We start from the raw sequence: 22,038 nt of genomic DNA on the forward strand, positions 1-22,038 counted from the left end.
ACCGGCCCTCCCCTACCTGGGAGGGCCGGTCCCGGCGCCCTCCCCCGCCTCCTCAGCCGGCCAGCGCCGTGTCCTGTTCCGCCTGCGGGGAGCGGCGCGCGGGCAGCGTCCGGTGCGCGGGGTCCCGTACCTCGCCGACCAGCAGCTCCAGTACGTCCTCCATCGCCACGAGCCCCAGCACCCGGCCCGAGCCGTCCGTCACCTGCGCCAGGTGCGTCGCCGCCCTGCGCATCACCGTCAGCGCGTCGTCCAGCGGCAGCTCCGCCCGCAGCGTGACCATCGGGCGCCACACCTGCTGGGGCACGGCACGCTCCCGGTCCTCCAGGTCCAGTACGTCCTTGACGTGCAGGTAGCCCATGAAGGCGCCGCCGTCGGACGCGCACACCGGGAAGCGCGAGAAGCCCGTCCGCACGGTCAGCTCCTCGATCCGCCGGGGCGTGACCGACTGGTCGACCGTCACCAGCGAGGCCCGGGTCAGCAGCACGTCGGTCACCGGACGGCTGCCCAGCTCCAGCGCGTCCTCCAGGCGCTCCTGCTCCTCCGGCTCCAGGAGCCCCGCCTCGCGGGAGTCCTCGACGAGCCTGCCGAGCTGGGCACTGGTGAAGACGGCCTCCACCTCGTCCTTGGGCTCGACCCGGAAGAGCCTGAGCACCAGGCGGGCGCAGGCGCCGAGCGCGGCCGTGACGGGGCGGCAGAGCCGGGCGAAGCCGACGAGCCCCGGGCTGAACCACAGCGCGGTCTTCTCGGGCGCGGCCATGGCGAGGTTCTTGGGCACCATCTCGCCGATGACCAGGTGCAGGAAGACGACGGAGGCCAGCGCGACGACGTAGCCGAGCGGATGGACCAGGCCGTGCGGCACCCGGGCCGCCTCGAAGAGCGGCTCCAGGAGGCGGGCGACGGTCGGCTCGGCGACCGCGCCGAGGGTCAGCGAGCAGACGGTGATGCCGAACTGGGCGGCGGCCATCATCTGCGGCAGGTTCTCCAGGCCGTGCAGGACCTGGCGGGCGCGGGCCGATCCCGGCGCGAGCGGTTCGATCTGGCTGCGGCGCACGGACACCAGGGCGAACTCCGCGCCGACGAAGAAGCCGTTGGCGAGCACCAGCAGCAGCGCGAAGAGGAGCTGGACCAGGCTCATCGCGACGCCTCCGCCAGCTTCTGGGCGGCCGGGGCCGGGGCGGTGCGCACCAGCCGCACCCGCTCCGCGCGGTACCGGTCGACCCGGCGCACCGAGAGCCGCCAGCCGGGGAGTTCGGCGCGGTCGCCCGGCGCGGGGATCCGCCCGAGGAGGTCCGCGACCAGCCCGGCGACCGTCTCGTAGGGCCCTTCGGGCACGTCGAGGCCTATCCGCTTGAGGGTCAGGACCCGGCAGCTGCCGTCCGCGTCCCACGCGGGCCTGCCGTCCTCCGGCTGGGCCTGCGCGAGCTCGGGCCCGGCGTCGCCCTCGTCGTCGTGCTCGTCGCGGACCTCGCCGACCAGTTCCTCGATGATGTCCTCCAGGGTGACCACCCCCGCGGTGCCGCCGTACTCGTCGACGACGACGGCCATCGGCTGCTCGCTGCGCAGCCGCTCCAGGAGCTGGCGCACCGGCAGCGTCCCGGGGACCAGGAGCGGGGCGACGGCGACGCGGCCCACGGGGGTGCGCAGCCGCTGGTGCGCGGGCACGGCGAGCGCGTTCTTCAGGTGCACCACGCCGACGACCTCGTCGATGCGCTCGCGGTAGACGGGGAAGCGCGAGAGGCCGGTCGCGCGGGTGAGGTTGAGGACGTCCTCCGCGGTCGCGGACGACTGGAGGGCGCTGACCTTCACGCGCGGGGTCATGACGTGCTGCGCGGTGAGGTGGCCGAGCGAGAGGGTGCGGACGAACAGGTCGGCCGTGTCCTGCTCGATGGCCCCGGCCTGCGCGGAGTGCCGGGCCAGGGAGACCAGTTCGCCGGGGGTGCGGGCGGAGGCCAGTTCGTCGGCGGGTTCGACGCCGAAGAGGCGTACGAGCCGGTTGGCGGTGGCGTTCAGCAGGGTGATCACCGGGCGCAGCGCCGTGGCGAACAGGTGCTGGGGGCCCGCGACGAACCGGGCGACCTGGAGGGGGCGGGACACCGCCCAGTTCTTGGGGACGAGTTCGCCGATCACCATCTGGACGGCGGAGGCCAGGAGCATCCCGATCACCACGCTGATGCCGGGGACGGCGCCCCCCGGCAGGCCGGTGGCGGTGAGCGGCCCGGCCAGCAGGTGCGCCAGGGCCGGTTCGGCGAGCATGCCGACGACCAACGAGGTGATGGTGATGCCGAGTTGGGTGCCGGAGAGCTGGAAGGAGAGCTCGCGCAGCGCCTTGACGACGGTGCGGGCCCTGCGGTCGCCGTCGGCCGCGGCCCGTTCGGCGTCCGGCTTCTCGACGGTGACCAGGCCGAACTCGGCGGCCACGAAGAATCCGTTGGCGAGGATGAGCAGGAATGCCGCGGCGAGCAGCAGGAGGGTGGTTGTCATGCCGCCGCCTCCTCGGAAGGGGCGGCGCAGGTACTAACGGGCGATCCGTCCATTGCTGGAGGGAGTCACTCCTCGGGTCGCAGGAGCCCGGAGCGCGGGCGGCGGCGCGCTCGGCGCCGCCGCCCTACAGCGTAGTCAACCGAGGGCCCGCGGCGGCAGGGCGCTCGGGGCCCGTGTCCCCGCCGCGGCGGGGACACGGGGCCGGTGTCTCAGGCGGCGTCGCGGCCCGTGCCGTGCGACTCGGCGAGGGCGCGCAGGGCGCGGGCGTCGCGCACGGCCTGGGCCCTGCCGATGCCGGGCTGGATGCCGAGGGCGGGGAGGCTGGTGCCGTCGCTGAGGTCGAGGAAGACCCAGGGGTCGCCCGCGCGGAGGTTGACGCGCAGGATCTCCGCCCAGGCCAGGCGGCGCCTGCGGGTGAGGTTGACGACGGTGACTCCGGTGTCGTCGGCGACCACCTTGGGGCGGCTGAGCAGGGCCAGGACGCCGAAGAAGAGGGCGGCGACGAAGACGAAGCTGATCCGCTCGCCGGGGTTCAGCTTCTCCAATATCAGGGCGATGGCCGTGATGACGCCGAACATCACGGCGCCGACGGTCAGCAGGACGGCCCGGGTGCGGGTCGGCCGGAAGGTGACCGGGAGGGTGGGGATCTGGATGTCGTTCATGTCGGTCGCGGTCCTCGTCACAGGCGGCAGGCGTGGATGGCCGTGGTGAGGATGGCGCGGGCGCCCAGCTCGTACAGGTCGTCCATGATCCGCTGGGCCTCCTTGGCCGCGACCATCGAGCGGACGGCGACCCAGCCCTCGTGGTGCAGCGGCGAGATCGTCGGGGACTCCAGGCCCGGAGTGAGGGCGACGGCCCGCTCCAGGTGCTCGACGCGGCAGTCGTAGTCCATCATCACGTAGCTGCGGGCGACCAGGACGCCCTGGAGGCGGCGGAGGAACTGCTGGACCTTGGCGTCCTCGTGGTCGGCGCCGGTGCGGCGCACGACGGCGGCCTCGGACGTCATGATCGGGTCGCCGAAGACTTCGAGGCCCGCGTTGCGCAGCGAGGTGCCGGTCTCCACGACGTCCGCGATGACCTGGGCGACGCCCAGTTCGATGGCGGTCTCGACGGCGCCGTCGAGGTGGACGACGGAGGCGCTGATGCCGCGCTCGGCGAGGTGCTTGGCGACGATGCCCTCGTAGGAGGTGGCGATCGTCTTGCCTTCGAGGTCCTCGATGCCGGCGACCGTGCCGGGCTTGGCGGCGAAGCGGAAGGTGGAGCGGGCGAAGCCGAGGGGGAGGATCACCTCGGCGTCGGCCGCGGAGTCGACGAGCAGGTCCTGGCCCGTGATGCCGATGTCGAGGCGGCCGGACGAGACGTAGATCGCGATGTCCTTGGGGCGCAGGTAGAAGAACTCCACCTCGTTGACGGGGTCGACGAGGACGAGTTCCTTGGACTCCTTGCGCTGCTGGTACCCGGCCTCATGGAGCATCGCCATCGCAGGCCCTGAGAGTGAACCCTTGTTGGGGACGGCGATGCGCAGCATGAGACCGGGTTTCCTTTGCTCGTGTGTCGTGCTTCGTGGAACGGGTTCGGGCGTTGCTCAGAGGTGGGCGTAGACGTCGTCGAGCGAGATCCCGCGGGCGACCATCATCACCTGGACGTGGTACAGCAGCTGGGAGATCTCCTCGGCGGCGGCTTCCTTGCCCTCGTACTCGGCGGCCATCCAGACCTCGGCGGCCTCTTCGACGACCTTCTTGCCGATGGCATGGACGCCCTTTTCCACCAGCTCGGCGGTGCGGGAGGTGGAGGGGTCGCCGTTGGCGGCCTTGAGCTGGAGCTCGGCGAAGAGCTCTTCGAAACTCTTGGAGGGTGTGTTCGCCATGATGGTCCTTAGAGTACGGGGTCCCGGGGGGCGGTTCAGCGCCAGGGCTCGTTGACCGTGCGCAGCGTGGTGGCGGTCGCGACGGCCGCGGTGACCGCTTCGTGGCCCTTGTCCTCGTTCGATCCCGCCAGGCCCGCGCGGTCGAGCGCCTGCTCCTCGGTGTCGCAGGTCAGGACGCCGAAACCGACGGGGACTCCGGTGTCGACGGAGACCTGGACCAGGCCCTGGGTGACGCCCTGGCACACGTAGTCGAAGTGCGGGGTGCCGCCGCGGATGACGACGCCGAGCGCGACGATCGCGTCGTAGCCGCGGCCCGCGAGGACCTTGGCGACGACCGGCAGCTCGAAGCTGCCGGGGACGCGCAGCAGGGTGGGCTCGTCGATGCCCAGCTCGTGCAGGGCGCGCAGCGCGCCGTCGACGAGTCCGTCCATCACCTGCTCGTGCCACTGGGCGGCGATGACGGCGACGCGCAGGTCACCGCAGTTGCGTACGGACAGTTCGGGTGCGCCCTTGCCGCTCATGTTTCTCCTGTACGTGCTGTGAGTGCTGGTACTGGTGCTGGTGCTGTTCTGTGTTACTGGTTGTTGCAGGCCGACACCGCGGTGGTGTCGAGCCAGGGCAGGTCGTGCCCCATGCGGTCCCGCTTGGTGCGCAGGTAGCGCAGGTTGTGTTCGCCCGCCTGCACGGGCATCGGCTCCCGCGCGGTGACCGCGAGTCCGTGCCGGACCAGCGCGGTGACCTTGTCGGGGTTGTTGGTGAGCAGTTTGACGCCGCGCACGCCGAGGTCGGCCAGGATCTGGGCGCCTGCGCCGTAGTCGCGGGCGTCGGCGGGCAGGCCGAGTTCGAGGTTGGCGTCGAGGGTGTCGCGGCCCCGCTCCTGGAGTTCGTACGCGCGGAGCTTGGACAGCAGGCCGATGCCGCGTCCCTCGTGGCCGCGGAGGTAGACGACGACGCCGCGGCCCGCCTCGGTGATGCGTTCCATGGCGGCGTGCAGCTGGGGGCCGCAGTCGCAGCGCAGGGAGTGGAAGACGTCGCCGGTCAGGCACTCGGAGTGGATCCTGACCAGGACCGCGTCGTCGTCCCGACCGTCCGCGCGCACGTCGCCGTGGACGAGGGCGACGTGCTCGACGCCGTCGACGGTGGAGCGGTAGCCGTACGCGGTGAACTCGCCGAACGCGGTGGGCAGGCTGACCTCCGCCTCGCGCCGGACGGTGGGGTCCGACGAGCGGCGGTAGGCGATCAGGTCCTCGATGGAGATGATCGTCAGGCCGTGCTTGCGGGCGAAGGGGACCAGCTCGGGCAGGCGCAGCATCGCGCCGTCCTCGCCCGCGATCTCCACGATGGCCCCGGCGGGGCGCAGGCCCGCGAGGCGGGCCAGGTCGACGGCGGCCTCGGTGTGGCCGTTGCGCGCGAGCACGCCGCCGGGCTTGGCGCGCAGCGGGAAGACGTGTCCGGGGCGGACGAAGTCGCCGGGCCCGGCGCGGCCGCCGGCGAGGAGGCGCAGGGTGGTGGCGCGGTCGGCGGCGGAGATGCCGGTGGACACGCCGTGGGCGGCGGAGGCGTCGACGGAGACGGTGAAGGCGGTCTTCATCGACTCGGTGTTCTCGCCGACCATCTGCGGGAGTTCCAGCCGGTCCAGTTCGTCGCCCTCCATGGGGGCGCAGATCAGGCCGCGGCACTCGCTCATCATGAAGGCGACGATCTCGGGGGTGGCCATCTCGGCGGCGACGACGAGGTCGCCCTCGTTCTCCCGGTCCTCGTCGTCGACGACGACCACGGGGCGGCCCGCCGCGATGTCGCGGATCGCCTGTTCGACGGGGTCGAGGGCGAGGTCTTCGGTGCTGTACCAATCGGGCAGCGCGCTCATGCGGCCGCTCCTTCCATGACGGGCTGCGGGGTCCGCGTACGCAGCCACCAGTCGCGCATGCCCCACAGGACGAGCGCCAGGTAGATCACGTACACCAGGCCGGAGAAGGCGAGGCCGCTGTTGAAGGCGAGGGGCACGCCCACGAGGTCCACCAGCAGCCAGGCGAACCAGAACTCGACCAGGCCGCGCGCCTGCGCGACCATCGCGACGAGCGTGCCGACGAAGATGTAGGCGTCGGCCCAGGGGCTCCAGGAGAGCGAGGGGTACGCGGTGAAGAGCGCGCCCACCGCGAGGGTGCCGACGGCGGCGCCGCCGACGAGCAGCGCGCGCTCGCGCCAGCTCGCGAAGCGCACGGCGATGGTGCCGTCCTGGGCCTGCTGTCTGCCCTGCTGCCACTGCCGCCAGCCCCACAGGGCGACGCCGATGACCAGGATCTGCTTGCCGACGCCGCCGCTGAGGTGGGCGGAGGCGTAGGCGCCGACGAGGATGGCGCCGGAGAGGAACTGGGCGGGCCAGGTGAGTATGGAGCGCCGCCAGCCGAGGGCCAGCGCGATCAGACCGATCGTGTTGCCGATCATGTCGGACCACATGATGTGCTGGCCGAAGACGCTGAACGCCTCGGAGTTGAGCCAGTTCACTGGACGTTCTCCTTCGACTCCTTGGCGCCGAGCAGCCGCTCGACGTACTTGGCGATCACATCGACTTCGAGGTTGACCGGGTCGCCGGGCTGCTTGGTGCCCAGCGTGGTCAGCGCGAGGGTGGTGGGGATGAGGCTGATGGTGAAGTGGTCGTCGGCGGCGTCGACGACCGTGAGGCTGACGCCGTCGACGGTGATGGAGCCCTTCTCGACGACGTAGCGGGCGAGTCCGGTGGGGAGGCCGACGGTGACGACCTCCCAGTTCTCGGAGCGCTCGCGCCTCAGGATCGTGCCGGTGCCGTCGACGTGGCCCTGGACGATGTGGCCGCCGAAGCGGCCGTCGGCGACCATCGGGCGTTCAAGGTTGACCGGGGAGCCGACGGCGAGGGCGCCGAGGCTGGAGCGCTTCAGCGTCTCGGCCATCACGTCGGCGGTGAACTCGCCGTCGGCACTCTCGACGACGGTGAGACAGACGCCGTTGACCGCGATCGAGTCGCCGTGCTTGGCGCCCCCGGTGACGAGGGGGCCGCGCAGCGTGAAGCGGGAGGAGTCGCCGAGGTTCTCGACGGCGGTGACCTCACCCAGTTCTTCGACGATTCCGGTGAACACTTCAGCGCTCCTTGGGAGTTGCGGTGATTCGCAGGTCGGGGCCGATGCGGACGGTCTCGGTGACGTCGAGCCCGATCGCTTCGGTGATGGTGGTGACGGCGGCGTCGCCGAGTGCGGCGGGGCCCGCGCCGAGCAGGACGGGCGCGAGGTAGCCGACGACGCGGTCGACGAGTCCGGCGGCGACGAACGCGCCGGCCAGGGTCGGGCCGCCTTCGAGGAGCACGGAGCGCACCGAGCGCTCGTGCAGTGCGGCGAGCAGGGCGGGCAGCGAGAGGCCGCGTCCGTCCCTGGGCAGCCGCAGCACGTCGGTGGACGGGGGGAGTTCGGTGATCGCGTCGGCGGCGACGGCGATCAGGGTGGGCGCGGCGTCGTCCAGGACGCGGGCCCCGGGCTTCACCGCGCTCGCGGAGCCGTCGAGGACCACGCGCAGCGGCTGTACGGCGCCTTCGACGCCGCGCACCGCGAGGTGCGGGTCGTCGGCGCGCATCGTGCCGGTGCCGACGAGCACGGCGTCGGCCTCGGCGCGCAGCCGGTGGACGTCGGCGCGGGCCTCGGGCGAGGTGATCCAGCGCGAGGTGCCGTCGGCTGCGGCGATGCGGCCGTCGAGGGTGGCCGCGTACTTCCAGGTGACGTGGGGACGGCCGGTGCGGACGGCGGTGAGCCAGGCGGCGTTGCCCGCCTCGGCCTCGGCCGCGAGCAGCCCGGCCCCGACCTCGATCCCGGCCGCGCGCAGGGTCGCCGCGCCGCCGGTGGCCTGCGGGTTCGGGTCCGCGACGGCGTAGACGACGCGGGCGACGCCCGCGTCGATCAGCGCCTGGGCGCAGGGGCCCGTACGACCGGTGTGGTTGCAGGGTTCGAGGGTGACGTAGGCGGTGCCGCCCCTGGCCAGGACGCCGGCCGCGCGCAGTGCGTGGACCTCGGCGTGCGGGCCGCCGGCGCGCTGGTGGTAGCCCTCGCCCACGGGGTGTCCCGAGGCGTCGGTGACGACGCACCCGACGATCGGGTTGGGGCTGGTGAAGCCGAGTCCGCGGGCGGCGAGCTCGATCGCTCGGCGCATGGCGGTCGTGTCGGCTGCGGTGGCCACCGGTGTCCTCCTGCCTCTTCGGGCACGGACTCCGGGGCTGTCGACGAGAAGACGACAGAACAGCGGACACGCGTACGGGGACGCCAAGGCCGACGAGAGGGGTCCCCGAAAACGGGGAACCACGAAACGCGGCCAGCGACGCACCCGTGGAACACGGTCCGCCGCGCACTGCCTCCCATCCGGACTTTCACCGTCGGTCCAGGAATTTCACCTGGTCAACCGGCCGCTGGATGCGGACGGGTCGCGGACTATACCGCCGGTTCGGAATTACACCGACCCCGGAGTGCGCTGCTGCTGGTACAGGGTCAGTGTGCCACGGCCGATCGGGACCCATGCGGGCGAACGTCTGTGGGTTGACTCACAGGGACGGCGGGGAATTTAAAAGGTCCAGACCTATTGACGCTCTGGTCTAGTCCTCTTAACGTCTGCGACACCTCCGAGGAAGAGGGCCGAGGGGTGCGCACCGCCGAGGCCCACGGCACGACCTACCCCCGTTGTCTGTTGTGTTCTTTCCGACCTCCCCCAGGAGGAACATCCCGTGACGTCCCCCGCGAGACCCCCCGCACGGGCGAAAGCCGCCCTCCTTGCCACCGGCGCAGCGGTCGCCGGCCTCCTGCTGAGCGCCGTGCCCGCGGGCGCCGCTTCCTCGGCCGAGACCCCGGCCCCGGTGAACCACGAGTCCTGTCGTCCCGACGGCATGTACAAGACGCCCGGCGTCGACGTCCCCTACTGCTCGGTCTACGACACCGAGGGCCGCGAGAAGATGGGCGCCGACCACCAGCGCCGCGTCATCGGCTACTTCACCAGCTGGCGCACCGGCACCAACGGCCAGCCCTCGTACCTCGCGTCCGACATCCCGTGGGACAAGGTCACCCACCTCAACTACGCCTTCGCGCACATCGACGGCGCCAACAAGCTGTCGGTCGGCGCGGACTCCCCCGGCAACCCCGCGACGGGGATGACCTGGCCGGGCAAGGCGGGCGCCGAGATGGACCCCGCGCTCCCCTACAAGGGCCACTTCAACCTGCTCAACAAGTTCAAGAAGCAGCACCCCGACGTGAAGACCCTGGTCTCCGTCGGCGGCTGGGCCGAGACCGGCGGCTACTTCGACGAGAGCGGCAAGCGCGTCGGCTCCGGCGGCTTCTACACGATGGCCACCAACGCGGACGGCTCGGTGAACCAGGCCGGGATCAACACCTTCGCGGACTCGGCCGTCTCCTTCATCAAGAAGTACGGCTTCAACGGCGTCGACATCGACTACGAGTACCCGACGTCGATGAAGGACGCGGGCCACCCGGCGGACTTCCCGATCTCCAACGCCCGGCGCGGCGGCCTGGTCAAGGGCTACGCGGCGCTGATGAAGACCCTGCGCGAGAAGCTCGACGCGGCGGGCGCGGCCGACGGCAAGCACTACATGCTGACCATCGCGGCCCCCTCCTCCGGCTACCTGCTGCGCGGCATGGAGACCTTCCAGGTCCAGAAGTACCTGGACTACGTCAACATCATGTCGTACGACCTGCACGGCGCCTGGAACGAGTACGTCGGCCCGAACGCCTCGCTCTTCGACGACGGCAAGGACGCCGAGCTGGCCGCGGCCAACGTCTACGGCTCGCAGCAGTACGGCAACATCGGGTACCTCAACACCGACTGGGCGTACCACTACTTCCGCGGTTCGATGCCTTCGGGCCGCATCAACATCGGGCTGCCGTACTACACGCGCGGCTTCAAGAACGTGCAGGGCGGCACCGACGGGCTGTGGGGCAGGGCGCCCGCGGCCAGTTGCCCGGCCGGTTCGGGGCTGACCAAGTGCGGTGACGGCGCGGTCGGCATCGACAACCTCTGGCACGACAAGGACGACAACGGCAAGGAGTCCCCGGCGGGCTCGAACCCGATGTGGCACGCGAAGAACCTGGAGAAGGGGATCGTCGGCGACTACGTCACGCAGTACGGCTTCCCCGCCGGCACCAAGCTGACCGGCGCCTACGCCCGCAAGTACAGCTCGTCGCTGGTCGCGCCGTGGCTGTGGAACGCCGACAAGAAGGTCTTCCTGTCGACCGAGGACGAGCAGTCCATCGGCGCCAAGGCCGACTACGTGGTGGACCGGGGCATCGGCGGCACGATGATCTGGGAGCTGGCCGGCGACTACGGCTGGAACGCGGCCAAGGGCCAGTACGAGATCGGCTCGACGCTGACCTCGCTGATGTACGACAAGTTCAAGGCCGCCAAGCCGTACGGCGCGACGGTCTCGAACAAGGCGCTGCCGAAGAAGGCCGTCAACATCGGCGTGGAGTTCGGCGAGTTCAAGCTGGGCGACTCCAACTACCCGATCACCCCGAAGGTGAAGATCACCAACAACACCAAGACGGCGCTGCCCGGCGGCACGGAGTTCCAGTTCGACTACTCGACCTCGGCCCCGGCCAACGCGTCCGACCAGTCCGGCTTCGGCACGAAGGTGATCAGCAGCGACCACACCGGCAGCAACGTCGGCGGCCTGAAGGGCGACTTCCACCGGGTCTCGCTGAAGCTCCCGGCGTGGCAGTCCCTGGCGCCCGGCGCCTCGGTCGAGCTGTCGTTCAACTACTACCTGCCGGTCTCCACGCCGTGGAACTGGACGGTGAACATCTCCGGCACGACCTACGCGCTCGCCGGTGACCTGGCGCGCGGCACGGAGGTCGTCGAGCCGGGCGGCAGCGGCCCCGGCCCTGGTCCCGGCCCCGGCACCTGCACGGCGCCCGCCTGGAGCGCGACGGGCGAGTACGCCGGCGGTACGACCGTCTCGCACGGCAACCACCAGTGGAAGTCCAAGTGGTGGACGAAGGGCGAGGAGCCCGGCGCCTCCGCCTGGGGCCCCTGGACGGACCTGGGCGCCTGCTGAGCGGTGAACACGTGAGTACGTGAGTGGGGGCCGGGTGCGCGAGAGCGCGCCCGGCCCCTTCGCGTGTGCCCCTTCGCGCCCGGCCCCTTCGCGTGCGCCCCGCGGCCTGCCGCCCCGGGGCCCGCCGTCAGGCGGCCTGCCGTCAGGCGGGGGCGAACAGCGCGTCCTGCGCCGCGTCCCTGGCCGTCAGCAGCGCCCCGCGCAGCACCGCCGCGTCGCCCAGCTCGCTCGCCCGCACCCCGGTGCGCAGCGGGGTCATCGCCGCCAGCCGCCGCTCCACGCGCGAGGCCAGCTCCGCGCCGCCCGCGAGCCCCACCTCGCCCGAGAGGACCACGCACCCCGGGTCGAGCACCGAGACGGTGGCCGCCGCCCCGATCGCGACGCGGTCCGCGAGCGCGTCCAGGAAGCCCGCACCCCCGTCACCGCCGTCCAGCGCGGCGCGCACCACGTCACCCGCGCCCGTCGCACCCGTCGCACCCGCCGCGCCCACCGCGCCCCCGAGCCCGTGCTCCCCGGCGAGCGCCAGCACCGCCGCGCTGCCCGCCAGCGAGTGGAAACCGCCGTCGCACCCGGTGGCCGAGGGCAGTCCGCCCGTGCCGGGCACGGGCAGGAAGCCCAGCTCGCCCGCGCCGCCCGAGGCCCCCCTGCGCACCCTGCCGTCCAGCACGACGGCCCCGCCGACGCCGTGCCCGAGCCACAGCAGCACGAAGGTGTCGAGACCCCTGGCCGCACCCAGCCGCTGTTCCGCGACGGCCGCGAGGTTGGTCTCGTTCTCCACCAGGACGCGGGCGGGCAGCCGCTCGTGGAGGGCGGCGACGAGTCTTCGGTGCCACTCGGGCAGCCCCGTGGAGTCCCGCAGCTCCCCGGTGTCCGGGTCGATGAGCCCGGGGGCGCCGATCCCGACGCTGTGCAGCTTCCCCGCGCCCGCCTCCTCGGCGGTGCGCTCCAGCAGGGCGACCGCGCGCTCGACGGCGGGTCCGGTGCCGGTGCCCGCGTCGATCGGCAGGGCCGCGTCCGCGAGGACGGTGCCCAGCAGGTCGGCGACGACCACCGACACGCCCTCCGTGCGGACGTCCAGGGCGGCGAGGTGGGCGCGGTCCGCGACGATCCCGTACAGCCGGGCGTTGGGGCCGCGCCGCTCGGCGCCCGCCTCGCCGACGACGTGCACGAGCCCCGCCCCGGTCAGCCGCTCGACCAGGTCGGCGACGGTGGGGCGGGAGAGGCCCGTGAGCTTCTTGAGCTGGGCGGCCGTGAGGGCGCCCTCCTCCTGGAGCAGGCGCAGCGCGAGCCGGTCGTTGATGGCGCGTGCGGTGCTCGGCGATGCGGGGGAAACGGGCATGCGGGAGATCCTTCCAGATCGGCGCCGCCTACGGGATCTATTCATCAGGCAGGGTTCCTGATAGTTTACGGCGCACGCTGGACGGAGCGGTCCCGGGAGGATGAAGGAAGTGGAACAGACGTACAGCCCACGGCAGTTGGTCAGGGCGCGGTACGCCGTGGCCGCCGTGTTCTGCGTCCACGGCTCGGTGGCGGGCAGCTTCGCCACCCGGGTTCCGTGGATCCAGGACCACGCGGGCCTCAGCGCGGGACAGCTCGGCCTCGCGCTGGCCTTCCCCGCCGTCGGCGCCTCCGTCGCGATGCCGCTGGCCGGGCGGATCAGCCACCGCTTCGGGGCCCGCACCGCGCTGCGCTGGCTGCTCGCCTCGTGGACGCTCGCGCTGGTGCTGCCCTCGTTCGCGCCGAACCTGCTGACGCTGTGCGCCGCGCTCTTCGTCTACGGCGCCACGTCCGGGATGTCGGACGTGGCGATGAACGCGCTGGGCGTGGAGATCGAGAACCGGCTGAGCAGGTCGATCATGTCCGGGCTGCACGGCATGTGGAGCGCGGGCGCCCTGATCGGCTCGGCGGGCGGCACGCTCGCCGCGCACCTGGGCGCCGACGCGCGGCTGCACCACGTGCTGGCGGCCGTCGCGCTGACGGCGGCCGGGCTGATCGCCTGCCGCTGGGTACTCGACCTGCACAGCGGGCCCGCGCCCGACGAGGAGCCGCCGCCGAGGTTCGCGCTGCCGCCGAAGTCGGCCGTGGTCATCGGCGCGATCGGGTTCTGCGCGGTCTTCGCCGAGGGCGCGAGCCTGGACTGGTCGGCGGTCTACCTGCGGGACGTCCTGGACACGTCCGCCGGGGCCGCGGCCGCCTCCACCACGGCGTTCGCGCTGACGATGGCCGTGGCCCGGTTCGCGGGCGACCGGGTGGTCGACCGGTTCGGCGCGGTGCGGACCGTGCGCGTCGGCGGGGCCGGGGCGACGGCGGGCGGACTGCTCGTGGTCCTCGCGCCGCACCCGCTGGTCGCGATGGCGGGCTTCGGGCTGATGGGCCTGGGCATCGCGGTGGTCGTGCCGCTGGCCTTCGCGGCGGCCGCGCGCAGCGGCCCCAACCCCAGCCAGGCCATCGCGGGCGTCGCCACCATCACGTACACCTCGGGGCTGATCGCCCCGTCCGCGATCGGCGCGCTGGCCGACGCGACCTCGCTGGTGGCCTCCTTCGGCCTGGTGACGGCGCTCGCCTTCGGCCTCGTGCTCGGGGCGGGCGTGCTGCGCTCGGCCGGGCGGGACGGCGGCGGCCAGGCGGCGGGCGACGGCCCTAGCGCCGCCGGGGGCCCGGAGGTCAGCGCACCGGGCGCAGCCGACCGGCCCAGCGCCGCGTCAGACCGCTCCACAGCCCGGTGAGCGCGGCCTCGTCCGCCGCGACGGCCGCGACGACGTCGTCGGGGTCGAGGCCGAGCCCGCGCAGGGCCCCGGTGTCCGAACGGCCCCATTCGACGATGTCGGCGGCGAGCGTCTCGGGGTGGAACTGGGTGGCCCAGACCTGATCGCCGATCCGGTACGCCTGATGGGCGCAGCGCCCGCTCGTGAGGAGCGGGACCGCGCCCGGCGGCAGCCGGCGGGTCTCCTCGAAGTGCCACTGCACGGCGCGCGGCGCGGGGGCGGCGGCGAGGGGCCCGAAGACGGGGTCGGCCGCGCAGTCCGGCAGCGCCGCGAGCGGGTGGAGCCCGACCTCGGGGAGCGCGGCGGGGCCCACCTCGCCGCCGAGCGCGACGGTCAGCAGTTCGGCGCCGAGGCAGATGGCGAGCGTGGGCAGGTCGCGCCGCACCGCCTCGCGCAGCAGTTCGCGCACGGCCGGGAGCCAGGGGGCACGGACGTCGTCGGTGGGGCCCATCGCGCCGCCGAGGACCACGAGTCCCGCGTACGGATCCAGCGAGGCGGGGAGGCCGTCGCCGCGCCACGGCCCGGCCACTTCGAGCGCGACGCCCTCGGCGGCCAGCCACTCCCCCACCCTGGCGGGTCCGGCGTCGTCCTCGTGCTCGACGGCCAGCACGCGCAGCTCCATCCGCCCCCACCTCCGGCCGGTCACGCTCACCCGAACGGCTCACCCTAAGGGCGCTAAGCGACCGCTCACAGCGGTAAATGAGCGAAAGTTTTCAGACATAGCATGTGCCTGATCATTTCGGCTCGAACGTGAACGGGAGCAACCCATGGACCTCGGCGTGCGCTGGAAACTGCACGGCGACGGGAAGACACCGGCTCCCGGAGCCGTCGTGCGCCCCGACGAACGGCTCTCCTGGCCGCGTACGTTCGGACTCGGCGCCCAGCACGTGGTGGCGATGTTCGGGGCGTCGTTCGTCGCACCGGTCCTCATGGGCCTCGACCCCAACCTCGCGATCATGCTCTCCGGCGTCGCGACGGCCATCTTCCTGCTCGCCACGCGCGGCAAGGTCCCCAGCTACCTCGGCTGTTCGCTCTCCTTCGTGGGCGTCGCCGCGACCATCAGGGCCACCGGCGGCGACAGCGCCACGGTCACCGGCGCGGTCTTCGTCGTCGGCGCCGCCCTCTTCCTCGCGGGCCTCGCGGTCCGGCGCTTCGGCGCCCGGGTCATCCACGCGGCGATGCCCCCGGTGGTGACCGGCGCCGTGGTCATGCTGATCGGCTTCAACCTGGCGCCGGTCACCGCGTCGACGTACTGGCCGCAGGACCAGTGGACGGCGCTGCTGGTGATGCTGTTCACCGGATTGGCCGTGGTGGGCCTGCGCGGTTTCTTCTCGCGCATCGCCATCTTCCTGGGGCTGATCTTCGGGTACGGCATCTCCTGGCTCTTCGACCGGCTCTTCGGCAAGATCCACTCCACGGCGGGCGGCGCCGAGGCCGTCGACCACTGGCGCCTGGACCTCTCGGGCGTCGGCAAGGCCGACTGGATCGGGCTCCCCACCTTCCACGCGCCGAGCTTCGAGTGGTCGGCCGTCCTGGTCGCGCTCCCCGTCCTGATCGCGCTCATCGCGGAGAACGCGGGCCACGTGAAGGCCGTCGGCGAGATGACCGGCGAGTCCCTGGACGGCAAGCTCGGCACCGCCGTCGCGGCCGACGGCGCGGCCTCGATGCTCTCCACCGCGCTGGGCGGCCCGCCGAACACCACGTACTCCGAGAACATCGGCGTGATGGCGGCGACCCGGGTCTACTCCACTGCCGCGTACTGGGCCGCAGCGCTCTTCGCCCTGCTGTTCGGCCTCTGCCCGAAGTTCGGCGCGATCGTCGCGGCGATCCCCGGCGGCGTGCTCGGCGGGATCACGGTGATCCTGTACGGCATGATCGGGCTGCTCGGCGCGCAGATCTGGATCAACGCGGGCGTCGACCTGCGCAACCCGCTGAACCTGGTCCCCGCCGCCGCGGGCATCATCATCGGCGTCGGCAACGTGACGCTGAAGTTCACGGACGACTTCCAGCTCAGCGGCATCGCGCTCGGCACGATCGTGGTCATCACCGGCTACCACGCGCTGCGCGCCTTCGCCCCCGCGCACATGAAGGAGCAGGAGCCCCTGCTCGACTCGGGCACCTCCGCGTACGACTCCGACGGCGACGGCGACGACACGGCGGCGAAGCGCGGCGCCTGACCCCGGCCGGTCCGGTCCTGTCCCGGCCGGTCCTGTCCCGGCCCCGTCCCGGTCCTTCGGGGTCCGTGCGCTTCGCTCGTTGTGACGAAGCACCGGCCGGGCCGCACCCTTCGTGCCGCCCGGCTGGGACGCTGCCCCCATGGCGCAGACCGAACCCCTCACCGCCCTGCCGCACCCCCGCGGGGCGCCCGCCGACGTCGACGACGTGCTCGCCCGCATGCGGGCGCTGCGCGGGCAGTGGCCCGAAACCGACGGCGTCGCGGTCTTCAACCGGATCTACCTGACCGTCACCGAGACCGTGGACCGCGCCATCGACCGGGGGCTCTTCCCCGACCGGCGCGCGGCTTCCGTGCTCGACGTCCGCTTCGCGGAGCGCTACCTCGCGGCCGTCGACGCGGTGGCGGCGGGCCGCCGTCCGCCCGCGAGCTGGCGGCCGCTCTTCCAGTACCGGCGCCATCCCGGCGTGCGCCCGCTGCAGTTCGCGCTCGCCGGGATCAACGCGCACATCGGGCACGACCTGGCGCTGGCCGTCGTGGACGCCTGCCGGGCGCTCGGCTGCGAACCGTCCGACCTGGAGCGGGAGTTCGACCGGGTGGGCGATGTGCTGGCCGCGCTGGAGGAGCGGATCCGCGAGGACCTGATGCCGGGCCCCGACCTGCTGGAGATCGCGGACCCGCTGACGCACCTGGTGGGCTCCTGGAGCCTGGAGCGGGCCAGGGACGCGGCCTGGTCGGGGGCCAGGCTGCTCTGGGGCGTGCGCGAACTGCCGCCGCTCGCGGACGAGTTCAGGGAGCGGCTGGACGCGGGCGTGGGCATGGTCGGCAGGTTCCTGCTGACGCCCTGGCGCTGAGGGCCCGCGCCGGGCCCCGTACACGATGTCACTCGGGGCCGACCGGATCGCGGTCGGCCCCGAGGGGTCTCCTCACCGGAGGAACTAGTCCTCCGGCAGCTCCACCGGCGCGATCTCGTCGTAGACGTCGCCGGGGCCGGGGTTGGTGGCGTCGGTCGCGCCGCCGAAGTGGTGCATCACGCCCCACACCGCGTTCAGCGCGGTCTGCACGGCACCCTCGGCCCAGCCCGCCGTCCAGGAGATGTCGTCGCCCGCGAGGAAGATGCCCCGCTTGTCCTCGGGGAGGCGGTCCTGCATGAAGTGGGTGAACAGACGCCGCTGGTAGCGGTAGTGGCCGGGCAGGTTGGCCTTGAACGCGCCCATGAAGTAGGGCTCGTTCTCCCAGGAGACCGTCACCGGGTTACCGATGACGTGCTTCCTGATGTCGACCTTCGGGTAGATCTCGCCGAGCGACTTGAGCATGACCTCCATGCGCTCGTTCGCCGACAGCGGCAGCCACTTGAGGCTGTCGTCGCACCAGGTGTACGAGAGGCAGATGACGGCGGGCTTGTCCGGTCCTTCGTCCAGCAGGTAGGTGCCGCGCGTCATGCGGTCGGTGAGCGTCATCGACATGACGTCCCGGCCGGTCTCCTCGTCCTTGTCCAGCCAGAACGGCCTGTCGACGGGCACGAAGAGCTTGGAGGACTCCATGTAGTGGGTCCGCTCCATCGCCGTCCAGTGGTCGATGGGGAACAGCGTGTCGTCACAGTCGATCTTGGAGAGCAGCATCCACGACTGGGCGGTGAAGACCGCGGCCCGGTACGTGCGGATGTCGCCGTTCGCGTCGGTGACCGTGACGCGGTTGCCCGCGGTGCGGTGCAGCCGGGTCACGGCGGGCTTCGGCGCGCGGCGCTCGTGCAGCGAGGCCAGCGAGGTGCCCTGCGCCCAGTGCACGATCTTCCCCGGCTCGCGCTCCCACAGCCGCAGCGGCAGCTGCTGCGAGCCGCCGACGATGCCCCGGTGGTGGTCGTCGGCCTCGGTGTAGACGACGCGCAGGATCTCCAGGATGGAGTTGGGGAAGTCGGTGTCCCAGCCGCCGGTGCCGAAGCCGACCTGGCCGAAGATCTCGCGGTGCTTGAAGGACTTGAAGGACTGCGACTCGCAGAGGAAGCCGTAGAAGGTCTGGTTGTCGAGCTTCTCGACGAGCTTCGCCCAGATCTCGCGGATGCGCGGCACGTCGCGCTCGCGCATGGCGCGGTTCATGTCGGAGAAGTCCGCGCCCTCCTCCAGGCAGGCGTTCCACGCGTCGGCGACGTCGCGGTAGACCTGCGGCAGGTCGTCGACGGTCTCCGCGTAGTGCGACTCGCCCTTGAGGTCGACGACCGTCGAGGGCGTCGCCTCGGCCAGCGGGTTGGGGAACGCCCTGGTCTCCAGGCCCACCAGGTCGATGTAGTGCTGGAGCGCGGTGGACGACGGCGGGAAGCGCATGGCGCCCATCTCGGCCGTCAGCTCCTCGGTGCCCGCGCCCTCGAAGCCGACCGTGCGCAGCCGGCCGCCGATCCGGTCGGCCTCGTAGACGACGGGCTTGAGGCCCATCTTCATCAGCTCGTACGCGGCGATGATCCCCGAGAGCCCGCCGCCGATGACGGCGACCTCCTCGCCGTGCTCGGTCGCGGGTATCTGGCCGAGGCCCGCCGGGTGCTCCAGGAAGTCGTCGTAGGCGTACGGGAAGTCCGGCCCGAACATCGTGATCGGCGGCGTGGCGTCGGTGTGCTGGACAGCGGTGGGCACCGTGGACGTCATGGGGGACGGACTCCTTGCGCGGAAGGTGGAGAAGGGACGACGGGGGACTCGGCCGGGGCCGGTCAGATCAGCGAGCGGTAGAGCCCTGGTCGCCGGTCGTTCAGATACGGGTTGGTCTCGCGCGACGCGGCCAGGAACACCGGGTCGACGTCGCCGGTCACCAGCTCCTCGCCCCGCCCGGCACGCGCGCGGGCGATGCCGTCGGGGCCCGCCAGACAGCTCAGCCCGGCGAACTCGAACTCGCCCTCGGGGCCCGTCCTGTTGGCGTACGCGATGTACAGCTGGCTCTCGAAGGCCCGGACGGGCACGACGGACTCGGCGACGACCTGGAAGGGGTGCATCAGCGCGGTGGGCACCAGGAGGAGGTCGGTGCCCGCCAGCGCGTGCGCCCTGACGTTCTCGGGGAACTCCACGTCGTAGCAGATCAGGATGCCGACGGTGAGCCCGCCGAGCTCGGCCTGGACGACGGGCGAACCGCCCGGCGTGAAGTGCTTCTGCTCGAAGTCGCCGAAGAGGTGGGTCTTGCGGTAGTTCGCCAGGCCCGCCCCGTCGGGGCCGACGAGCCGAGCGGCGTTGTACACCCGCTCGCCGTCCCGCTCCGGGTAGCCGTAGGCGACGGCGACGCCGTGGCGCGCGGCGATCTCGGCGACGGCCGCGGCGGAGGGCCCGTCCGCGGTCTCGGCCAGCTCGGGCACGTCGTCGCCGATGGCGTAGCCGGTGAGGAACATCTCCGGCGCCACCACCAGCCCGGCACCGGCAGCGGCCGCACGGCCCGCGGCGGCGTCGAGGACCTTGAGGTTCTCGGCGACGTCACCGGGACGCCCGGAGCTCTGGAGCAGGGAGGTGCGCAGCGGCATGGAGGGACCTCTGTGAGGGGAGCGAAAGAGGGATGCGGAGGGGGGAGAACGAGACATTACGAAGGTACGGTCTTGTATTCACCCCGGACAAGGCGCGAGCGTTGCGGACCGACGGGTGATCCGTTGCGCGGTTCCCGCGCTTCGCGGCGATTCGTTGCGCGCTCGCGGGAGCCCTACGCGGGCGAGCTGGAGGAGAAGCGCCGCAGCAGCGGCGAGAGCACCAGGACGGACTTGGTGCGCTCCACGAACGGCTCCCCCGCGATCCGCTCCAGGACCCGCTCGAAGTGCCGCATGTCCGAGGCGAAGACCTGGACGATCGCGTCCGCGTCGCCCGTGACGGTCGACGCGGACGCGATCTCCGTGTAGCGCTCCAGGCCCCGCTGGATCGCCTCGGGCGAGGTGTTGCGGCGGCAGTAGATCTCGATGAACCCCTCGGTCTCCCAGCCCAGCGCCGCCGGGTCCACCCGTACGGTGAAACCGGTGATCGCGCCCTCCGCCCGCAGCCGGTCCACGCGCCGCTTCACGGCGGGCGCGGACAGGCCGACGAGCGAACCGATGTCCGCGTAGGAGCGGCGGGCGTCCTCGGCGAGGGCGTGGACGATGCGTTCGTCGAGATCGTTCAGCACTGCGGGTGGATCACTTCTCTGCTGTGGCCAGTCGGGAGCGGCGGAAACCGTACCCGAAGTAGAACACGAGGCCGACCAGCATCCAGACCCCGAAGACCTGCCAGGTGATCGCGTCGAGACTGAACATCATCCAGACGCAGAAGCCGAAGCCGAGGACCGGGAAGAGCGGCGACAGCGGCACCCTGAACGTCCGCTTCATCTCGGGCCGGGTGTACCTCAGCACCACGACGGCCACGTTGACCAGGGCGAACGCGAAGAGCGTGCCGATGCTGGTGGCGTCGGCCAGCTGGCCGAGCGGAACGGCGGCCGCCAGCACGCCGCAGAAGAGCGAGACGATGACGGTGTTGGCGCGGGGCGTACCGCTCTTCGGGTGGACCTTGGCGAAGACCTTGGGCACGAGCCCGTCGCGGGACATCGCGAACAGCACGCGGGTCTGCCCGTAGAGCACGGTCAGCACGACGCTCGCGATGGCGACGACCGCGCCCGCGGCGAGCAGCACGGCCCAGACGGACTGTCCCGTGACGTCCTCCAGGATCCCGGCGAGCGCGGCCTCCGAGTCGCTGAACCCCCGCCACGGGCGGGCGCCGACGGCGACGGCGGCCACCAGCACGTACAGCACGGTGACGATCAGCAGCGAGAGCATGATCGCGCGCGGCAGGTCGCGCTGCGGGTCCTTCGCCTCCTCGCCGGCCGTGGAGGCGGCGTCGAAGCCGATGTACGAGAAGAAGAGCGAGGCGCCGGCCGCGCTGACGCCCGCCATGCCGAGCGGCATGAAGTTCTCGTAGTTGCCGCTCTTGAAGCCGACGAAGCCGATCGTGCAGAAGAGCACCAGCGAAGCGATCTTCACCACGACCATGATCGTGTTGGCGCGGGCGCTCTCCTTGGCCCCGCCGAGCAGGAACACCATGGCGAGCAGCACCACGAGCAGCGCGGGCAGGTTGAAGAGCCCGCCGTCGCCCGGCGGCGCGGAGAGCGCGTCCGGGATGGTGACGCCGATGGTCCCGTCGAGGAGTTCGTTGAGGTACTCGCCCCAGCCGACGGCCACGGCCGCGACCGACACGCCGTACTCCAGGACCAGGCACCAGCCGCAGATCCAGGCGACGAACTCGCCCATCGTCGCGTACGCGTACGAGTAGGAGGACCCGGCGACCGGGATGGTGCCGGCCAGCTCCGCGTAGGAGAGGGCCGAGAAGAGCGCGGTGAGTCCGGCGATCACGAAGGCGAGCGTGACGGCGGGCCCGGCCTTGGGGACGGCCTCGCCGAGCACGACGAAGATTCCGGTTCCGAGCGTGGCGCCGATGCTGATCATCGTCAGCTGCCACATGGAGAGCGAGCGGCGGAGCGAGCCGCCCTCGCCCTGGCCGCCCTCGGCGATCAGGCGTTCCACGGGCTTGCGCCGCATGAGCCGCGCCCCGATCCCCGGTGGTCCTGCGGTGTTCTCCGCGGTGCGGGCTTCGCTGTGGTCCAGCACTGAGGTGGCTCCGTTCATCGCTGCGGGACGTGAAGAGGCCGCAGGGAATGAGGTGAGGGGCCTGCGGGGAGGGTGACGGGACAGCGGTGA

General features: G+C 72.2%; 20 protein-coding genes and 1 riboswitch. Of the genes, 4 read left to right on the forward strand and 16 right to left on the reverse strand.

The window, feature by feature from the left end:
* Window positions 1-52 precede the first annotated feature (52 nt).
* The 10 genes from ACIBNE_RS26135 to ribD form a co-directional block, all read right to left on the reverse strand.
* A complete protein-coding gene (locus tag ACIBNE_RS26135) occupies window positions 53-1,135 on the reverse strand; it encodes a hemolysin family protein (protein ID WP_399275555.1) in 1,083 nt (360 codons plus the stop codon).
* Window positions 1,132-2,481 (reverse strand): hemolysin family protein, encoded by a 1,350-nt coding sequence (locus ACIBNE_RS26140; RefSeq protein WP_399275557.1) that lies wholly within the window; start codon window positions 2,479-2,481, stop codon window positions 1,132-1,134. Before ACIBNE_RS26140 ends, ACIBNE_RS26135 begins: the two co-directional genes overlap by 4 nt.
* A gap of 209 nt (window positions 2,482-2,690) precedes the next feature.
* Window positions 2,691-3,143 carry a PH domain-containing protein gene (locus ACIBNE_RS26145; protein ID WP_399275559.1) on the reverse strand — a complete coding sequence of 151 codons (453 nt, stop codon included), beginning with the start codon at window positions 3,141-3,143 and terminating at the stop codon, window positions 2,691-2,693.
* A gap of 17 nt (window positions 3,144-3,160) precedes the next feature.
* The gene (hisG, locus tag ACIBNE_RS26150) at window positions 3,161-4,009 is read right to left on the reverse strand and encodes an ATP phosphoribosyltransferase (protein WP_399275561.1); all 849 of its coding nucleotides are present in this window, start codon (window positions 4,007-4,009) and stop codon (window positions 3,161-3,163) included.
* A gap of 57 nt (window positions 4,010-4,066) precedes the next feature.
* Window positions 4,067-4,348 carry a phosphoribosyl-ATP diphosphatase gene (locus ACIBNE_RS26155; RefSeq protein WP_399275563.1) on the reverse strand — a complete coding sequence of 94 codons (282 nt, stop codon included), beginning with the start codon at window positions 4,346-4,348 and terminating at the stop codon, window positions 4,067-4,069.
* Window positions 4,349-4,383: 35 nt separating this feature from the next.
* Complete coding sequence (ribH, locus tag ACIBNE_RS26160) at window positions 4,384-4,869, reverse strand: 6,7-dimethyl-8-ribityllumazine synthase (RefSeq protein WP_399275565.1); 486 nt, start codon at window positions 4,867-4,869, stop codon at window positions 4,384-4,386.
* Window positions 4,870-4,922: 53 nt separating this feature from the next.
* Complete coding sequence (locus tag ACIBNE_RS26165) at window positions 4,923-6,215, reverse strand: bifunctional 3,4-dihydroxy-2-butanone-4-phosphate synthase/GTP cyclohydrolase II (protein ID WP_399275567.1); 1,293 nt, start codon at window positions 6,213-6,215, stop codon at window positions 4,923-4,925.
* Window positions 6,212-6,805, reverse strand: a complete 594-nt coding sequence (locus tag ACIBNE_RS26170) for a nicotinamide riboside transporter PnuC (protein WP_399276286.1) — start codon at window positions 6,803-6,805, stop codon at window positions 6,212-6,214. Before ACIBNE_RS26170 ends, ACIBNE_RS26165 begins: the two co-directional genes overlap by 4 nt.
* Window positions 6,806-6,849: 44 nt before the next feature.
* Window positions 6,850-7,461 carry a riboflavin synthase gene (locus ACIBNE_RS26175; protein ID WP_399275569.1) on the reverse strand — a complete coding sequence of 204 codons (612 nt, stop codon included), beginning with the start codon at window positions 7,459-7,461 and terminating at the stop codon, window positions 6,850-6,852.
* Window position 7,462: 1 nt separating this feature from the next.
* Complete coding sequence (gene ribD, locus ACIBNE_RS26180) at window positions 7,463-8,545, reverse strand: bifunctional diaminohydroxyphosphoribosylaminopyrimidine deaminase/5-amino-6-(5-phosphoribosylamino)uracil reductase RibD (protein ID WP_399275571.1); 1,083 nt, start codon at window positions 8,543-8,545, stop codon at window positions 7,463-7,465.
* 161 nt (window positions 8,546-8,706) lie between these two features.
* Window positions 8,707-8,836, reverse strand: a riboswitch (FMN riboswitch).
* Window positions 8,837-9,083: 247 nt separating this feature from the next.
* Here ribD and ACIBNE_RS26185 point away from each other — a divergent pair.
* Window positions 9,084-11,420 carry a chitinase C-terminal domain-containing protein gene (locus ACIBNE_RS26185; RefSeq protein ID WP_399275573.1) on the forward strand — a complete coding sequence of 779 codons (2,337 nt, stop codon included), beginning with the start codon at window positions 9,084-9,086 and terminating at the stop codon, window positions 11,418-11,420.
* 142 nt (window positions 11,421-11,562) lie between these two features.
* On the opposite strand, the gene ACIBNE_RS26190 is transcribed toward ACIBNE_RS26185, so the two are convergent.
* Complete coding sequence (locus ACIBNE_RS26190; RefSeq protein ID WP_399275575.1) at window positions 11,563-12,759, reverse strand: ROK family transcriptional regulator; 1,197 nt, start codon at window positions 12,757-12,759, stop codon at window positions 11,563-11,565.
* Window positions 12,760-12,868: 109 nt separating this feature from the next.
* Between ACIBNE_RS26190 and ACIBNE_RS26195 the strand changes: the two genes are divergently transcribed.
* Window positions 12,869-14,146: an MFS transporter gene (locus tag ACIBNE_RS26195; RefSeq protein ID WP_399275577.1), complete on the forward strand. Its 1,278-nt coding sequence runs from the start codon at window positions 12,869-12,871 to the stop codon at window positions 14,144-14,146.
* Here the strand turns inward: ACIBNE_RS26195 and ACIBNE_RS26200 are convergent.
* On the reverse strand, window positions 14,085-14,807 hold the full coding sequence (locus ACIBNE_RS26200) for a type 1 glutamine amidotransferase (RefSeq protein ID WP_399275579.1): 723 nt from the start codon (window positions 14,805-14,807) through the stop codon (window positions 14,085-14,087). The two genes, ACIBNE_RS26195 and ACIBNE_RS26200, sit on opposite strands and share 62 nt — an antisense overlap.
* 145 nt (window positions 14,808-14,952) lie before the next feature.
* Between ACIBNE_RS26200 and ACIBNE_RS26205 the strand changes: the two genes are divergently transcribed.
* A complete protein-coding gene (locus ACIBNE_RS26205) occupies window positions 14,953-16,362 on the forward strand; it encodes a uracil-xanthine permease family protein (RefSeq protein ID WP_399275581.1) in 1,410 nt (469 codons plus the stop codon).
* Between the two features lie 139 nt (window positions 16,363-16,501).
* A complete protein-coding gene (locus tag ACIBNE_RS26210; RefSeq protein WP_399275583.1) occupies window positions 16,502-17,212 on the forward strand; it encodes a DUF5995 family protein in 711 nt (236 codons plus the stop codon).
* An 84-nt stretch (window positions 17,213-17,296) separates the two neighbouring features.
* Here ACIBNE_RS26210 and ACIBNE_RS26215 read toward each other — a convergent pair whose 3' ends face one another.
* The 4 genes from ACIBNE_RS26215 to ACIBNE_RS26230 all read right to left on the reverse strand — a co-directional run bounded on the left by ACIBNE_RS26215 (window position 17,297) and on the right by ACIBNE_RS26230 (window position 21,879).
* Entirely contained in the window at window positions 17,297-18,994 is a 1,698-nt protein-coding gene (locus tag ACIBNE_RS26215) for a flavin monoamine oxidase family protein (protein WP_399275585.1), read from the reverse strand.
* Between the two features lie 62 nt (window positions 18,995-19,056).
* Complete coding sequence (locus ACIBNE_RS26220) at window positions 19,057-19,851, reverse strand: carbon-nitrogen hydrolase family protein (protein WP_399275587.1); 795 nt, start codon at window positions 19,849-19,851, stop codon at window positions 19,057-19,059.
* 173 nt (window positions 19,852-20,024) lie between these two features.
* The gene (locus ACIBNE_RS26225) at window positions 20,025-20,477 is read right to left on the reverse strand and encodes an Lrp/AsnC family transcriptional regulator (RefSeq protein ID WP_399275589.1); all 453 of its coding nucleotides are present in this window, start codon (window positions 20,475-20,477) and stop codon (window positions 20,025-20,027) included.
* A 10-nt stretch (window positions 20,478-20,487) separates the two neighbouring features.
* On the reverse strand, window positions 20,488-21,879 hold the full coding sequence (locus ACIBNE_RS26230) for an amino acid permease (protein WP_399276288.1): 1,392 nt from the start codon (window positions 21,877-21,879) through the stop codon (window positions 20,488-20,490).
* Window positions 21,880-22,038: the final 159 nt, after the last annotated feature.

The organism is Streptomyces sp. NPDC050504 (assembly GCF_044458065.1).
In the GTDB taxonomy this organism is placed as follows: Bacteria; Actinomycetota; Actinomycetes; order Streptomycetales; family Streptomycetaceae; genus Streptomyces.

Bases quoted from the DNA above. Each gene is read 5' to 3' on its own strand.
- ACIBNE_RS26135 (WP_399275555.1), bottom strand. From the start codon at position 1,135: ATGAGCCTGGTCCAGCTCCTCTTCGCGCTGCTGCTGGTGCTCGCCAAC.
- ACIBNE_RS26215 (WP_399275585.1), bottom strand. From the start codon at position 18,994: ATGACGTCCACGGTGCCCACCGCTGTCCAGCACACCGACGCCACGCCG.
- ACIBNE_RS26155 (WP_399275563.1), bottom strand. From the start codon at position 4,348: ATGGCGAACACACCCTCCAAGAGTTTCGAAGAGCTCTTCGCCGAGCTC.
- ACIBNE_RS26140 (WP_399275557.1), bottom strand. From the start codon at position 2,481: ATGACAACCACCCTCCTGCTGCTCGCCGCGGCATTCCTGCTCATCCTC.
- ACIBNE_RS26230 (WP_399276288.1), bottom strand. From the start codon at position 21,879: ATGCGGCGCAAGCCCGTGGAACGCCTGATCGCCGAGGGCGGCCAGGGC.
- ribH (WP_399275565.1), bottom strand. From the start codon at position 4,869: ATGAGCGGCAAGGGCGCACCCGAACTGTCCGTACGCAACTGCGGTGAC.
- hisG (WP_399275561.1), bottom strand. From the start codon at position 4,009: ATGCTGCGCATCGCCGTCCCCAACAAGGGTTCACTCTCAGGGCCTGCG.
- ACIBNE_RS26165 (WP_399275567.1), bottom strand. From the start codon at position 6,215: ATGAGCGCGCTGCCCGATTGGTACAGCACCGAAGACCTCGCCCTCGAC.
- ACIBNE_RS26170 (WP_399276286.1), bottom strand. From the start codon at position 6,805: ATGTGGTCCGACATGATCGGCAACACGATCGGTCTGATCGCGCTGGCC.
- ACIBNE_RS26220 (WP_399275587.1), bottom strand. From the start codon at position 19,851: ATGCCGCTGCGCACCTCCCTGCTCCAGAGCTCCGGGCGTCCCGGTGAC.
- ACIBNE_RS26210 (WP_399275583.1), top strand. From the start codon at position 16,502: ATGGCGCAGACCGAACCCCTCACCGCCCTGCCGCACCCCCGCGGGGCG.
- ACIBNE_RS26145 (WP_399275559.1), bottom strand. From the start codon at position 3,143: ATGAACGACATCCAGATCCCCACCCTCCCGGTCACCTTCCGGCCGACC.
- ACIBNE_RS26200 (WP_399275579.1), bottom strand. From the start codon at position 14,807: ATGGAGCTGCGCGTGCTGGCCGTCGAGCACGAGGACGACGCCGGACCC.
- ACIBNE_RS26205 (WP_399275581.1), top strand. From the start codon at position 14,953: ATGGACCTCGGCGTGCGCTGGAAACTGCACGGCGACGGGAAGACACCG.
- ACIBNE_RS26190 (WP_399275575.1), bottom strand. From the start codon at position 12,759: ATGCCCGTTTCCCCCGCATCGCCGAGCACCGCACGCGCCATCAACGAC.